We start from the raw sequence: 14323 nt of genomic DNA on the forward strand, positions 1-14323 counted from the left end.
CAATGGACATGCATGCACACCACCATCACGGCAGTCACCCCCCTGCCGAGCCAGCCTCGCCAAAGGATCTAAAGGATCCGGTGTGCGGCATGACCGTTACGGAGCAGTCTGAACACAAATTGACGCACGAAGGGCGGCCCTACTATTTCTGTAGCGCCAAGTGCCAAGGCAAGTTCGCAGCGAACCCACTGCAATACCTTGTATCTACTGCACCCGAGGACACCGCGCCAGAGCCGGCCGGCACCATCTACACCTGCCCTATGCACCCCGAGGTGCGGCAGGATCATCCTGGAGTCTGTCCCAAGTGCGGCATGACATTGGAGCCCATCATTCCACTGGACGAGGAAGACAACCATGAGTTAAAGGATTTTCAGCATCGCTTCTGGTGGACGCTGCCATTCACAGTCATTGTCACCGTTCTTGCAATGTTCGGCCATCGTCTTGGATGGTTTGACATGAAGGTGCAAACCTGGGTTGAGCTGGTGCTTTCCTTACCCGTCGTGTTGTGGACGGGGTGGCCCTTCTTCGTACGCGGCTGGCAGTCTCTCGTCCTCCGCAGCCCCAACATGTGGACCTTGATCGGTTTGGGTACGGGCGCGGCCTTTCTCTACAGCCTCGTGGCTACCGTGGCGCCGGGCGTGTTCCCGGATTCATTCATTTCCATGGGGCGCGTGGCGGTCTACTACGAGGCGGCAGTGGTCATCATCTCGCTGACCATGCTGGGCCAGATCATCGAGTTGAAGGCCCGTTCGCAAACTTCTGCGGCCATCAAGGCGCTGCTCGGTTTGGCACCCAAGACGGCACGTCGGATCAATGCGGATGGCAACGAAGAAGACGTACCGCTGAACCATGTTCACGTCGGTGACCTGTTGCGCATCCGCCCCGGCGAGAAAGTGCCGGTCGACGGCGTTGTGACTGAAGGCAGCAGTGCGGTCGATGAATCCATGCTGACCGGTGAGCCTGTGCCGGTGACCAAACGCCTTGGTGACAAGGTGATTGGCGCCACGATGAACACCAGTGGCGCCCTGGTAATGCGCGCCGAGAAGGTCGGTGCGGCCACCATGCTGTCGCAGATTGTTCAGATGGTGGCCAATGCCCAGCGCTCGAAGGCGCCCATGCAGCGCATGGCGGACGTGGTCGCAGGCCAATTCGTGGTCGTGGTGGTGCTCATCGCCATTGCCACCTTCTTTGTCTGGGGTTGGTTCGGTCCGGAACCTAGCTGGGTGTTTGGCTTGATTAACGCAGTGGCCGTCCTGATCATCGCTTGCCCCTGTGCGCTGGGGCTGGCCACGCCGATGTCGGTGATGGTGGCCACAGGGCGTGCCGCGACACAGGGGGTGCTGTTCCGTGATGCTGGCGCCATCGAAAAAATGCGCGAGGTCGACACGCTGATTGTGGACAAGACAGGAACACTGACCGAAGGTAAACCCGCTTTCGACACCGCAGTTGCCGCACCTGGCTATACAGCGGACGAAGTTCTGCGCCTTGCTGCCAGTTTGGACCAAGGCAGCGAGCATCCTTTGGCAGAGGCCATCGTCAGTGCAGCACGCGCCAAGGGCCTGGAACTGATCAAACCGCTAGATTTCGAATCTGGCAGCGGTATTGGCGTGCGCGGCATGGTCGATGGGAAGCATCTGGTGCTGGGCAACACCGCATTGATGCAGCAGGAGGGCGTGGCCACTGATGCGCTCAAGATCGATGGCGAGCGTCTGCGCAGTGAAGGCGCCAGCGTGATGCATCTGGCCGTGGACAGACAACTGGCTGGCATCCTGGCTGTGACCGATCCCATCAAGGCCACCACGCTGGAAGCCATTAGGACTTTGCACGCCAGCGGCTTGCGCATCGTGATGGCAACTGGCGATGGTCTGACCACCGCCAAGGCAGTGGGTGCAAAACTTGGCATCGACGAGGTGCATGGCGAAGTCAAGCCCGCAGACAAGCTGGCGCTCGTGGAACGGCTCCAGAAAGAGGGCCACATTGTCGCCATGGCCGGCGATGGCATCAACGATGCGCCTGCGTTGGCAAAGGCCGATGTCGGCGTGGCCATGGGCACGGGGACCGATGTGGCCATGAACAGCGGCCAGATCACGCTGGTCAAAGGCGATTTGCGCGGCATCACCGCCGCACGCGACATCTCTATCGACACCGTCCGAAACATGCGCCAGAACCTCCTGTTCGCATTCGTTTACAACGGCATTGGGGTGCCGATTGCGGCAGGCGTGCTGTACCCATTCACTGGGTGGTTGTTGTCCCCGCTGATCGCGGCGCTGGCCATGAGTCTGAGCTCGGCCTCGGTGATTTTCAATGCTCTGCGTTTACGGCGCGGAAAAAAATGACCCCGTAGTTCGGAGGAATGATGAAAATCCCCACGTCACCACAAAAGCCTCGGACCTCTCAACGCACCACGGCGGTGGGTAAGGAAGCAGCGGTGCAATGGACGCACCGCCAGACAAAGGATCTACCACCGACCGTCTTGGATCATTCCGAGGAGTTGTTGAAGCCTGCGCCACAGGATGCGTCTAGTGGCATGAAAAGAGCAGCTGAAGCACCTTCGGCGCAGGACTATTTCGATTACCAGCGCGACTTCTTCGAACGCACCGTTCTGTTCTGGGACACGCTTCGCCAGCGCGCGAACAACATGCTGGAGCACGAGCGAGCCGGATTGCCGCCGCTTCTGGACTTCAAGTATGAAACGCTGTTGGACGCGCGCAGCTTCGAACGGTCCGTCAACTATGCACTGCTGCGCATCACGGAAATCGACGGGCATTGCTGGGACGACTGCGTCGATCCTGACAAACCTCCGGTCATTGTTGTCGATCCACGCGCCGGCCATGGCCCTGGGATCGGCGGCTTCAAGCGCGACTCTGAAGTCGGAATGGCGACGCGCGAGGGCCATCCGGTTTATTTCGTGATCTTCTTTCCCGAGCCGACTCTGGGGCAGACCCTGGCAGACGTGTTGCATGTGCTGCGGCGTTTCGCCGAAGAAGTTGCGCAACGCCATCCTGGCAATCCTCCTGTGCTTTATGGCAACTGCCAGGCCGGGTGGGCGCTGACGCTGCTGTCCGCAGACTGCGCCGGTCTGGTCGGACCGGTGGTGCTCAATGGCTCACCCTTGTCATATTGGGCTGGCGAGTCCGGTGTCAATCCGATGCGTCTTTCCGGAGGGCTCCTTGGCGGCAGCTGGTTGGCGCATCTGACGGCCGACCTGGGCAATGGCCGCTTCGATGGAGCCTGGCTGGCGCAGAATTTCGAGAACCTCAAGCCCGAAAAGGCTGTTTGGGAGAAGTACGCCCAACTCTTCACCAACGTCGACAGTGAGCAGGCGCGTTTTCTGGAGTTCGAGCGTTGGTGGAACGGTTTTTATTTCCTGAGTCGGGAAGAGATCCTTGCGATTGTTGAAAACCTGTTCATCGGCAACCAGCTTGAACAGGGTCTTTTCCAGATTTGCCAGGGTTGCACTGCTGACCTCAGGCGGATCAGGAATCCAATCGTCATCTTTGCGTCCTACGGCGACAACATTACGCCACCACACCAGGCGCTCGGATGGATTCCGGCAGTCTACAAAGACACCGAGGATCTCAAGCAGGCCGGACAGCGCATCGTCTACCTCACGAACCCGCACGTCGGCCATCTCGGCATTTTTGTCTCCGCCGGGGTGGCGCGTCTGGAGCACCGGGCGATCCTGGAGAGCCTGGCTGAGATTGAGGCGCTGGCCCCGGGCCTCTATGAAATGAAGATCGACAACCCGTCGGGTGACCCGGACTGCCATAAGCCCACCTACAGCATCCGCTTTGAACCCCGTCAGGTTGAAGACCTGAAAACGGATTACCCGCAGGAAGCTTTTGAGCGGGTGAAACAGGTCTCGATATTCAACGAGGCGCTTTACCGGGCATTCGTCAGTCCTTGGGCGCAAGCGCTGTCCACACCCTGGACAGCCCAAATGCTCAAGTGGCTCCATCCGATGCGCACCAGTCGGTATTTGCTCTCGGAAACGTTCAGTCCGTGGATGCGCGGCGTTGCCTTGCTGGCCGAGCCGCTTGGCAAGAACCGCCAGCCGCTTGCGCCGCATCACCCGTTGATCGAGCGTGAGCGTGAAGCTGCAGGGGAAGTGACCCATGCGCTGGGAAGGCTGCGCGAAGGCCGAGACGCTGCGAGCGAGCAGGCGTTTCGCCTGATGTTTCAAAACCCTGTCTTGTTCGCAGGCGTCCTGGGGATGGTGGGTAAAGAGGGTGGCAACGGTAATTCAGTGCGCCCCAACGCCGACTGAGCCCTGATAGAAGTTTTATTTTCCAACCAAGAGAGATCATGATGACAAGAAAAAACAACTGGCTTTTGACAGCGGTGCAGATGGGCCTATTGGCCTGGTCCGGCGCCACCTTGGCCGCCGACAAGGTGTATGTGGCCAACGAGGGGGCTGACACGGTGAGCGTGCTCGATGCTGCGTCGTTCAAGACACTGGCAAGCGTGCGCGTCGGCAAGGCACCGCACAACGTGCAGGTATCGCCCGACGGCAAGGTCGTATGGGTGACCAATAACGGGGAGCCTGCTCAAACGGCCGACGCGTCGGAGCACAAGGAGATGGCCCAAGGCAGCCACGATGCGATGGGAAAGCCCGGCGCGGTTTGGGCCATCGATACCGCGACTAACGCAGTCGTCGCCAAGGTGCCGGTTGGCATGCACCCGGCCCATGTGGTGGTGTCGCCCGACGGCCGCTTCGCCTACATCACCAACGGCGGCGACAACACGGTCAGTGTGATCGACACAGCGGCGCGGAGCCTCGTGGCGACTATTCCGGTCGGCAAGTTTCCCCACGGTCTTCGCATCAGTCCGGACGGCAAGCAGGCCTACGTCGCCAACCTCAAAGGCGGAACGGTGTCGGTCATTGATACCGCCAGCCAGAAGGAGATCGCGCAAGTTCCTGCAGGCAAGGGGCCGGCTCAAGTGGGCTTCACGCCGGACGGGAGTCTTGTCTTGGTGTCGCTGTCGGAGGAAAACGCGGTCGCCGTGATCGACCCGGCTACGCGCAAGGTGATTCGCAAGGTTGCCGTCGGAACAGTCCCCATCCAGCTGTATGTCACGCCGGATTCGCGCACGCTGCTGGTGGCCAATCAGGGCACGCCCAAGAAGCCTGGCAAAACCGTCAGCCTGATGGAGCTGGAGAGTTTCAAGGTTACCAAGACCGTCGTGGCCGGCGCCGGTGCTCATGGCGTGGTTGTCGACCGTGAAGGCCGGTACGCCTACGTTACCAACATGTACGCCAATTCGGTTTCCGTGCTTGATGTGAAGGATCGCAAGGTTGTGAAGACCGTTCCGGTAGGCAAGACTCCCAACGGCATCAGCATTACGCCTTGACGGTTTGTCCGTCGCTTGCAGCTGTCCGGCAAGGTGCAAAAAAAGTAAAACAAGACAACCTGGGCGTTTACAGAAATGACGGTCATCGATATTCGCATTCAACGAATCACGCAGCTTTACGATTCATTGGACCCTTCGCCGCTCCATGAGAAAACACTGAGCCGTGCTGTGGAAAACTATATCGTTGACTGTGCGGGCGAGTATGGTTTAGATGAATCGCTTCGTCTCATTGTTCATGTCCCGACGTCGATCAGAGAGTACGAGGTGGAAATTGCAGGAGCGATCCATGCGCACTTTCAAGCGCAATATGCGCAGTGCAGGCGCCGGTATCGACGAAGGATGCGACAGGGCACTTCCTGTTAACGGGACTCGCCGTTCTGGGTACGACGCTGCTTGTACGGGCCTTATTGGGTAATCCTGGCAACAGCCAGGTGCTTACGGCCATCAGGGAAGGGCTGTTGATTGTTGGCTGGCTGGGTGGCGATGTGGCGCCCGATCGAAGTACTCTTGTTTGAACGTGTGGAAAATCACCAAAACATGGCGCTTTTTGATCGTCTTTCCCACATCGAAGTGGGGTTCGCCCTAGAGAAGACCGAGTTTGACCATGATGCAAAAAATGGGCAGATAGGGGATCTGCGGGCACTCAGCGATTCGCCTGCGCGGAGCCCGAATGCGCGCGACGAATCTTTTTTTACGATAGCGCGTGCGCCATTCTATCGGTCGATGACCGCAGGCGTGGCGTCGGAGAATTTGAAATGAAATTGAGACCACTTGTCCTTGGCGTGGGAGGGGGATTGGTCTTGCTCGTGGTGGCTGGAATCCTCTATTTCTTCTTGAGTGCCGGTGGCAGGCGGGAGGCAGCGTTGACGCATACCTTGCGTCCTGATGATCCTCAGGTCTTGCAAGTAGGCGCTCGCATATACGCTCAGAACTGTGTCGCCTGCCACGGCACCAAGGGCGAAGGCCAGCCCAACTGGCGTGATCGCGGATCGGATGGCTTGCTTCCTGCGCCGCCGCACGATCCCAGCGGCCACACCTGGCACCATCCTGATGCGCAACTTTTTGCCATCACCAAGCATGGCCTTGCCAAGCTCATCGACCAGCCTGACTATCGCACCGCCATGCCGGTCTACGACGGCGTGTTGAGCGATGACGAGATCGTGGCCGTGCTGTCCTGGATCAAAGCGCAATGGCCGCTGGAGGTACAGCAGCGCCATGACGAGATCAACGCCCAATACCGCAAGTCCCTGCCTCGCTAGCTGTCGGGACGACGGCAGAAGCAGACTGAATCGCTTCAACATGATGAAAGACTTGACCTTGACATCATGGGAAGGCAAAAAATAGAACAAGCGTCTTGAAAGGCATTGACATGAACCATCACCCATCACCCATCACCCACATCACCAGCCCTCGGGGGCCAGTCGGCTGCCCTTGACGACATCTCACCGAAGGCGGACGAGTTGAAGGATCCTGTGTGCGGTATGAGCGTGACCTCCCAATCGCCTCATCAGGCCATGCATGACGATCATCACTACCGCTTTTGCAGCACGCACTGCCGCGACAAGTTCATTGCAGACCCTGTGCGCTATAGGGTGAGCGAGGCACCGGTCGGTACATAAAATGCCGGCGCGCTCTATGTGTGCCCCATGCTCCCTGAAGTGCGCCAGGATCACCCAGGGCGCTGCCCCAAGTGCCAAATGAACCTGGTGTTGGAAGACCAGGCCAAGGACGGAACTGATGGTGCTCATCATCACGCCCACCATGCGCAGGGCCATGCGCAGCCCGGGGCGACCACCGACAAGGCCGCAGAAATGCCGGCTGGCACAATCTATACCTGCCCCATGTATCCCGAGGTGCAACAGGATCATCCCGGCAATTGCCCTAAATGCGGCATGTCATTGGAGGGCGGTCTCAAATCTGAAGTGCAACACCGCTGGTTGATATTCAATGAATGGTAGCGGAGCTTTTCTCGGCGATAGCCGCCATGAATCGCTGAAAAGCCTGGTAGGGAGAATCCCAGCCGAGAGTCTGACGAGGACGGTTGTTCATCAGATCGGCCATGGAGTCCAGCGCATCCTGGTCATGCATGCTCAGGTCTGTGCCCTTGGGCATGAACTGGCGCAGCAGCCCATTCGTGTTCTCACAACTGCCTTTTTGGGGTCGTCTCAGAAAACGGAAAATAAAGCACGTTAAGCCGGTGGCAGTGGTCGCAACGGTCTGAACTTGCCTGCGCCGACCTTGGTGCTGCTGCGCCAGAGGTAATCGCCGGTCAGATTGATGTGTTCCCACCCCAGCGGTGACAGGTATTGAAACAGCGTCTCGTCTACCGGTTTGCCGTGCCCGTTCAAAGCATTGGTTGCCCGTTCCAGATAGGCCGTGTTCCAAAGCACGATGGCCGCCGTTACCAGATTGAGGCCGCTGGCCCGGTAGCGTTGTTGCTCAAAACTGCGGTCGCGGATTTCGCCCAGTCGGTTGAAGAACACCGCCCTGGCCAGCGCGTTGCGCGCCTCGCCTTTGTTGAGTCCGGCCTGCACGCGGCGGCGCAGCTCCACGCTTTGCAGCCAATCCAGTATGAACAGCGTGCGCTCAATGCGCCCCAGCTCGCGCAGTGCAACGGCCAGTCCGTTCTGACGCGGATAGGAGAGCTTGCCCTCAACGATATCGCTGACTCGCGCCAGGGCCCGATGATCGTCAGTGGAAATGCTCTCGAAAATATCGATTGGCGCACTTTTCCTGAGGAATCTAAGCACATTTCTGGCTCGTCTTGCGTAGTGAGCAAATGCGAGGGTCTCGTTCATCGCCTCTATATGAGGGCAAGCCAGGATACGGCCAGTTTTGACTCATAAGCCTTTCGGTTATTAAAGAATCATCATTTATTCCTTCTTGTATCGACGCGTCACCCTTGACTCGCCAGAGGCCTGCTCACTTGACCTCTGGTGCTTCACCACCACGCTTTTTACGAAAAGATTTCTGCGTCGGTCTGAACTGCTCCACCAGTTCACGCAAGGTGCCAGCTTCGGCCTTGTGCTGTGCAACTGCCTGAAGAGCTTGCTGTAGCTCGACCGATTGCGCCTGGTGCGCCCTGGTAATTTCGGCCAAGGAGGCGCGAGCACCGGCTGCTTCTGCCGCCAACCTGCTCTGTGCAGCATTGGCTTCGAGTAGTTTGGCGTGACAGTCGCGTTCGGTCTCTGTCAGCTTGCCTCGCAATTGCTCCAATTGCTTTTCCGCCTGGGCACGCGCGGTTCGCTCTCGGTCAATTTCCCGAAGCGCCCGGTGCTCCGCTTCGGTAGATCGCTGGGCGGCTTCATCAATAGCTGCACGTCCTTTTTCCAACTCGGCGCTGAAATGCTGCCTGCTCTTCGATTGCTCCTGCTTTAGCTCATCCACCTGCCTGGACAGCGCCTCACCTCTCGCTGTGCTCGCAGCGTGCGCACGCCGTTCTTGCTCAAGCTCTGCAGCAAGGGCCTGAGCTCGGGTCTCCAGTTCGGTGACTTTGGTCTGTGCGGTCTGTATCTGGGTCTCCAGGACGGCGCTTCGCTGCAGAGCCTCCTGCAGGCCTGGCTGTACAGCGAAACCATGGACCGCCGCGTGTGGGCCGCCATGCTCTTGCTGCTCGCAGGAGGAATGGCGCTTGTTTTGGACCAGGGCCTACAGGGAGGAGTTCAGCTGATGGGGTTGCTTGCCGTGTTGCTGGCCACGGTCGCCTGGGGGGTGGACAACACTTTGTCCCGTGGACTGGCAGAGCGCGACCCCAGCCAGGTGGTGATGGCCAAGGCTACCTTGGGAGCCGTAGTGACGGCTGCATTGGCGGTTTCGACTGGGGAGCCTTGGCCTTCGTTATCCGCAGCACTAGGACTTCTCGCCGTGGGAGCCACTGGCTACGGCCTGAGTCTGCGCTTTTACCTTCTTGCCCAGCGGGCGTTTGGCGCGGCGCGCACAGGCTCGGTGTTTGCTTTCGCGCCCTTCATCGGTGCTGCCGTGGCCTTCGGTTTCGGGGACCGCCCTGCGGGATTGTTGATGCTGCTGGGCGGGGTATTGATGCTGGCAGGAGTGGTACTGCACTTGGCGGAAAGCCATGGTCACGAGCACACACACGAAGTGCTTGAGCATGAGCATGCCCACCGGCACGACGATGGGCACCATTCACATTTGCACGATGTGATGCCAAAGGGCAGCCACAGTCACAAGCACACCCATGAACCTATGACCCACGCCCATCCCCATGCTCCTGACGTGCACCATCAACACGTTCACTGAACCCCCGGTATTTTTTTGTCTGCTCCCCCGAGGTCACTTGACCGTCAGGTCGGCGACCAGGCGAGCCTTGTAAGCCCTTTCCCGAATTGCATCCTCGCCGTCAGTCGCCCATACAAACGTGCTCTTCCATGCCCAAACCGTTCCATCGATCCGAAGAAATCGTAGGTCACCAGCTTTACCATCCACGGTTGCGACTTGACGCTCTCCTTCGAAATCCAAGGTGAACGTATGCGTTCCTGGCTTCAACTTGAAGCGCACCATCGTGTTGGGGAGAGTCTCGGCGGCCATTGCGTTATCCGCGCTGATCTTCACAAAGCGCCCGCCATCTCCCCAGTTGCTCCGTACGACGTAGACGGTGAGCGCATTCGGATCGGGAGTAAAGCGCTTCGCCTGAGCGTCGGCATTCAGGCTGGGGGCGGGCACCCGAGTGCACGCGACTACTCTGCCCTTACTGGTCTTGTAGCAGTATGGCGCTTCGGCGGAGGTATCGGCCCCAGTAGAGGTAGCACAACCCGCCAGCAGGCTAGCTGCCAGCACAGAGGTCAGGATCACGCAGAGGTGGCGGGTGCCTGAATATGCAGGTATTTTTGTCATGGATCTGTTCTTTTGCTGTGGAGGTTGTTGCGTATTGCCTGAAGCTTCATCAGCGACTCCGGTACCGTCACCCACGGTCTGCCGCCTTGGATTGCATATGGCGGTGTCGCGATTTCGGTGTTTTTCGGTGTTTCAAACGCATTGCCTGTCGATCCCTCAGTCTCTTGGCCAAGCGTCGGCTGTACTTGACTCTCACCGCCATTGGCGGGTGGCGTTTGAGCCAGATACGCCGCAGCCTCCAAAACACAAACACGGAGATCAACAAGCCGATCCAAATCCAGAACAGCTTGGCAAAGAGCGCGACCTGTGCAGCCTGCATTGACATGGATCGCTCCTTTTTGGCCTCCAGCACAGGCATGTTGCCGATGGGCGGTCCGACCTCGTCAGCTGCTTTGACGTGAACGGACTGCGGAAAGTGGGATCACTTCTGGAGGCGTTGCGAAGGCGATCCCCCCCAGCCGGCCTTCGTGTACTACTTCAGCGTGAAGCGAACGGAGGCAACCGACTTGCCGGCCTTCGAGACGGCGACGACGGCTTTGGTACCTGCGGGAACCTTGAAGCTGCCCGACGCTTCCAGCTTGCTGTCGCCGACCTGGAGCTGAACTTCCTGCTTCTCGCTGCCAGCCAACAGAGTGACCTTGGCGGTCATCCCCGTCACAGCAACGGGCTTCCCGTGGTCGCGCATATAGAGCTGCAGTTTGTCGGCGCTAGCAACGAATTCGTACTCGACCTCCTTGGCTTCTGCAACAGCACCACCGTGCATCGGCTTTAGGTCGTGACCGTGATTGTCCGCAGCGAAGGCTGCGCCCGAGATCGACACTGACAGGGCGAGAATGAGTTGGGAGAGTTTCATGACAGTTCCTTTGGGGTTGGAGAAAAGGGACGGTCCCACGATCAGCGAGCGGGACCGTTTCAACTACGCGGACGCGGACACGTCTGGGGGATGCGAGGGCTCAGCGGACACGTCCTCATCTTCCTCATCGGGCCGGTGGGCCAGACGGTAAAGAATCGGCAGCACGAGAAGCGTGAGCAGCGTGGACGAGAGAATTCCGCCGATCACCACGGTGGCCAGGGGACGCTGGACTTCAGCGCCAGTGCCTGTCGCAATGGCCATGGGAATGAAGCCCAGCGAGGCCACCAGGGCAGTCATCAGAACCGGCCGTAGCCGGGTGAGCGCGCCGTCACGGATTGCTTCGTCAAGACCAACGCCGCCTTCCCTCAAGCTGCGGATGTACGAAATCATCACCAGACCATTGAGCACGGCCACCCCAGAAAGCGCGATGAAGCCGACAGCCGCAGAGATAGACATCGGAATGTCGCGAAGCCAAAGCGCCAGGATGCCCCCCGTCAAAGCGAATGGGATGCCAGTGAAGACCAGCAGACCATCCTTGACGTTGCCGAACATAGCGAACAGCAGCACGAAAACCAGCAGCAGGGACACCGGCACGACGATCTGCAGGCGCTGCGTGGCCGACTGCAAGTTCTCGAAGGTTCCGCCCCAGCTCGTCCAATAGCCGGTAGGAATCTTGATCTGGGCCAGGCCTTGCTCAGCCTCTGCGACGAAAGAGCCCACATCGCGCCCGCGCACGTTGGTGCTCACGACGATGCGGCGCTTGCCGTTTTCTCGGCTCACCTGGTTGGGGCCAGGAGCAAGCTCGAATGTTGCTACCTCGCCCAGCGGGATGAAGTTCGTTTTGGCCTCTGTCCCATTGGCAGAACGCGGCAGCGGGATAGGAAGGCGCTTCATCCCTTCGAGATCGTTGCGCAGGGATTCAGGCAGACGAACCAGGATGTCGAATCTGCGGTCGCCCTCGAACATAGTGCCGGCCTCGCGTCCACCGATAGCGGTGGCCACGGTGTCTTGAATGTCGGCAACGTTCAGACCATAGCGAGCAGCCTTCTGGCGGTCGATGTTCACGGTGAGCATCGGAAGCCCCGTCGTCTGCTCAACCTTCACCTCAGAGGAGCCCTGAATCTTCTGCAGCATTGCGGAGACTTCTTCTGCGGACTTGTTCAGGACATCCATGTCGTCACCGAAGATCTTCACGGCTACGTCACTGCGCACCCCGGAGATCAGCTCGTTAAAGCGCAGCTGAATGGGCTGGGAGAACTCATAGTTGTTGCCCGGGATTTTCCCGATGACTTCCTGAATCGCCGCGAGTAATTCGTCGCGGGTTTTTCGAGGTTCGGGCCATTCGGCCATTGGCTTGAGCATGATGTACCCGTCCGAAATGTTCGGCGGCATGGGGTCCGAGGCAATCTCCGCAGTACCGGTTCTGGCGAAGATGCGCTCGATCTCGGGGAATTTCTCTTTCAAGGTCCTTTCAATCTGCTGCTGCATTTGGACTGACTGGGAAAGGCTGGTGCCTGGGATGCGCAGCGCCTGGATCGCAAAGTCGCCTTCATTGAGATTGGGTACAAACTCGCTGCCCATACGCGTGGCGATCAACCCGCACAAGATCACCGCAACTGCAGCTGCGGTCAGTACGACCGCCTTGGCGGCCATGACACGGTCGAGCAGTGGACCATACAAGCGCTTGGCATGGCCCAGCAGGAAGTTTTCCTTCTCGCTGACCCGATTGCCGATGAACAGGGCCACCGCTGCGGGGATGAATGTCACCGACAGAACCATGGCGCCCAGCAGTGCCGCGACCACCGTGAATGCCATGGGGTGGAACATCTTCCCTTCAACGCCTGTCAGCGCGAAGATGGGCAGGTACACCACCATGATGATGAGCTGTCCGAACAGCAATGGACGCCTTGACTCCTGGGATGCCAAAAACACCTCATGGAAGCGCTCAGCCCGCGTCAGTGGCCGACCGTGGTGCGCTTGTGCATGGGCAAGTCTCCGTACGCAGTTCTCAACGATCACCACCGCTCCGTCGATGATGATGCCGAAGTCCAACGCTCCCAGGCTCATCAGGTTGGCGCTCACCTTGTACTGAACCATACCCGTGAAGGTAAAAAGCATCGACAAGGGGATGACCATTGCCGTGATGACGGCGGCACGGATGTTGCCCAGAAAGAGGAACAGGATCACGATCACCAGAACCGCGCCTTCCAGCAGGTTCTTCTTCACCGTACTGATGGCTTTGTCAACAAGCACGGTACGGTCGTAGACAGTCACCGCGTGCACCCCCTCTGGGAGGCTCTTGTTGACTTCCAACATCTTCTTGTCCACCGCCTGCGAGACAGTCCGGCTGTTCTCGCCGATCAGCATGAACACCGTGCCGAGGACCACTTCGCGCCCGTTATCGGTTGCTGCACCGGTGCGCAGTTCCCGGCCAATGCCAACTTCTGCCACGTCGCGAACGCGCACAGGAACACCGTTGGCGCTGCTGAGGATCACGTTACCGATGTCTTCCAGCGACTTCACCTGACCAGGTGCACGAATCAGATACTGCTCGCCACGCTTTTCGATATAGCCCGCGCCCACATTGCCGTTGTTGCGGTCCAGCGCAGTGACCACATCCTGCAGTGTCACGCCCAGAGAAGCCAGGCGTTCAGGGATGGGCGCGATCTGGTATTCCTTGGCAAAGCCGCCAATGGAATTGATCTCGGTCACGCCAGGAACATTTCGCAGCTGTGGCTTGATGATCCAGTCCTGAATCTCGCGCAGGTCTGTCGCGGTATAGGGCGAGCCGTCGGGCTTCTTCGCCCCGTCCTTGGTTTCGACAGTCCAGAGATAGATTTCGCCCAGCCCGGTCGAGATGGGCCCCAGCGCTGGCGTGATGCCGGCAGGCAGCTTGTCGCGCGCCTCCTGGATACGCTCGTTGACGAGCTGCCGAGCAAAATAGATGTCGGTTCCGTCTTTAAAAATGACGGTCACCTGCGACAGACCGTACCGCGAAAGCGACCTGGTCTGCTCCAGGTTTGGCAGGCCAGCCATGACCGTCTCGATGGGGTATGTAACCCGCTGCTCAGTCTCCAAAGGCGAGTAGCCTGCGGCCTGGGTGTTGATCTGAACCTGGACGTTCGTGATGTCAGGGACCGCATCGATAGGCAGCTTTTGGTAGCTGAAGACGCCAAGCGCCGCCATGCCCAGGGCCGCTAGAAGCACCAACCATCGCTGTTCGATCGAGAATCGAATGAGTTTTTCAAACATGTATGCGCTCCGCGA

Annotated in this window: 12 protein-coding genes and 3 pseudogenes; 8 read left to right on the top strand and 7 right to left on the bottom strand. The window is 59.1% G+C overall.

What is annotated here, in order from left to right:
• The first annotated feature begins 2 nt into the window (after positions 1-2).
• The 7 genes and pseudogenes from J8G26_RS16520 to J8G26_RS16550 all read left to right on the top strand — a co-directional run.
• A complete protein-coding gene (locus tag J8G26_RS16520; RefSeq protein ID WP_059401318.1) occupies positions 3-2336 on the top strand; it encodes a heavy metal translocating P-type ATPase in 2334 nt (777 codons plus the stop codon).
• A 20-nt stretch (positions 2337-2356) separates the two neighbouring features.
• Positions 2357-4267, top strand: coding sequence for a DUF3141 domain-containing protein (locus tag J8G26_RS16525; protein ID WP_210570242.1), 1911 nt, complete (start codon positions 2357-2359; stop codon positions 4265-4267).
• Between the two features lie 38 nt (positions 4268-4305).
• Positions 4306-5352, top strand: coding sequence for a cytochrome D1 domain-containing protein (locus J8G26_RS16530; RefSeq protein ID WP_210570243.1), 1047 nt, complete (start codon positions 4306-4308; stop codon positions 5350-5352).
• Between the two features lie 462 nt (positions 5353-5814).
• Positions 5815-6111, top strand: a complete 297-nt coding sequence (locus tag J8G26_RS16535) for a hypothetical protein (protein ID WP_210570245.1) — start codon at positions 5815-5817, stop codon at positions 6109-6111.
• On the top strand, positions 6108-6611 hold the full coding sequence (locus J8G26_RS16540; RefSeq protein ID WP_066691679.1) for a cytochrome c: 504 nt from the start codon (positions 6108-6110) through the stop codon (positions 6609-6611). The genes J8G26_RS16535 and J8G26_RS16540 overlap by 4 nt, the downstream gene beginning before the upstream one ends.
• 255 nt (positions 6612-6866) lie before the next feature.
• Positions 6867-6971, top strand: coding sequence for a hypothetical protein (locus J8G26_RS19440; protein ID WP_246881446.1), 105 nt, complete (start codon positions 6867-6869; stop codon positions 6969-6971).
• Positions 6972-6986: 15 nt separating this feature from the next.
• Positions 6987-7256, top strand: a pseudogene (locus tag J8G26_RS16550) (heavy metal-binding domain-containing protein); the annotation flags it as partial.
• Positions 7257-7296: 40 nt separating this feature from the next.
• On the opposite strand, the pseudogene J8G26_RS16555 reads toward J8G26_RS16550, so the two are convergent.
• The 3 genes and pseudogenes from J8G26_RS16555 to J8G26_RS16565 form a co-directional block, all read right to left on the bottom strand.
• Positions 7297-7509, bottom strand: a pseudogene (locus J8G26_RS16555) (IS30 family transposase); the annotation flags it as partial.
• Positions 7510-7541: 32 nt separating this feature from the next.
• Positions 7542-7994: pseudogene (locus tag J8G26_RS16560) on the bottom strand (Tn3 family transposase); the annotation flags it as partial.
• A gap of 280 nt (positions 7995-8274) precedes the next feature.
• On the bottom strand, positions 8275-8739 hold the full coding sequence (locus J8G26_RS16565) for a hypothetical protein (protein WP_233099887.1): 465 nt from the start codon (positions 8737-8739) through the stop codon (positions 8275-8277).
• A 39-nt stretch (positions 8740-8778) separates the two neighbouring features.
• Here J8G26_RS16565 and J8G26_RS16570 point away from each other — a divergent pair, with 39 nt between their 5' ends.
• Positions 8779-9609, top strand: coding sequence for an EamA family transporter (locus J8G26_RS16570; RefSeq protein WP_338820502.1), 831 nt, complete (start codon positions 8779-8781; stop codon positions 9607-9609).
• Between the two features lie 33 nt (positions 9610-9642).
• Here the strand turns inward: J8G26_RS16570 and J8G26_RS16575 are convergent, their stop codons facing one another.
• From J8G26_RS16575 to J8G26_RS16590, 4 genes are all read right to left on the bottom strand, one after another.
• Complete coding sequence (locus J8G26_RS16575; RefSeq protein ID WP_349238331.1) at positions 9643-10278, bottom strand: hypothetical protein; 636 nt, start codon at positions 10276-10278, stop codon at positions 9643-9645.
• On the bottom strand, positions 10271-10528 hold the full coding sequence (locus tag J8G26_RS16580) for a hypothetical protein (RefSeq protein WP_092699802.1): 258 nt from the start codon (positions 10526-10528) through the stop codon (positions 10271-10273). The genes J8G26_RS16575 and J8G26_RS16580 overlap by 8 nt, the downstream gene beginning before the upstream one ends.
• Positions 10529-10675: 147 nt before the next feature.
• On the bottom strand, positions 10676-11056 hold the full coding sequence (locus J8G26_RS16585) for a hypothetical protein (protein WP_210570247.1): 381 nt from the start codon (positions 11054-11056) through the stop codon (positions 10676-10678).
• 63 nt (positions 11057-11119) lie between these two features.
• Entirely contained in the window at positions 11120-14308 is a 3189-nt protein-coding gene (locus J8G26_RS16590; protein ID WP_207573946.1) for a CusA/CzcA family heavy metal efflux RND transporter, read from the bottom strand.
• Positions 14309-14323: the final 15 nt, after the last annotated feature.

Origin of the sequence: Acidovorax sp. JG5, assembly GCF_017939685.1 — a bacterium.
Taxonomy (GTDB): domain Bacteria; phylum Pseudomonadota; class Gammaproteobacteria; order Burkholderiales; family Burkholderiaceae_C; genus Acidovorax.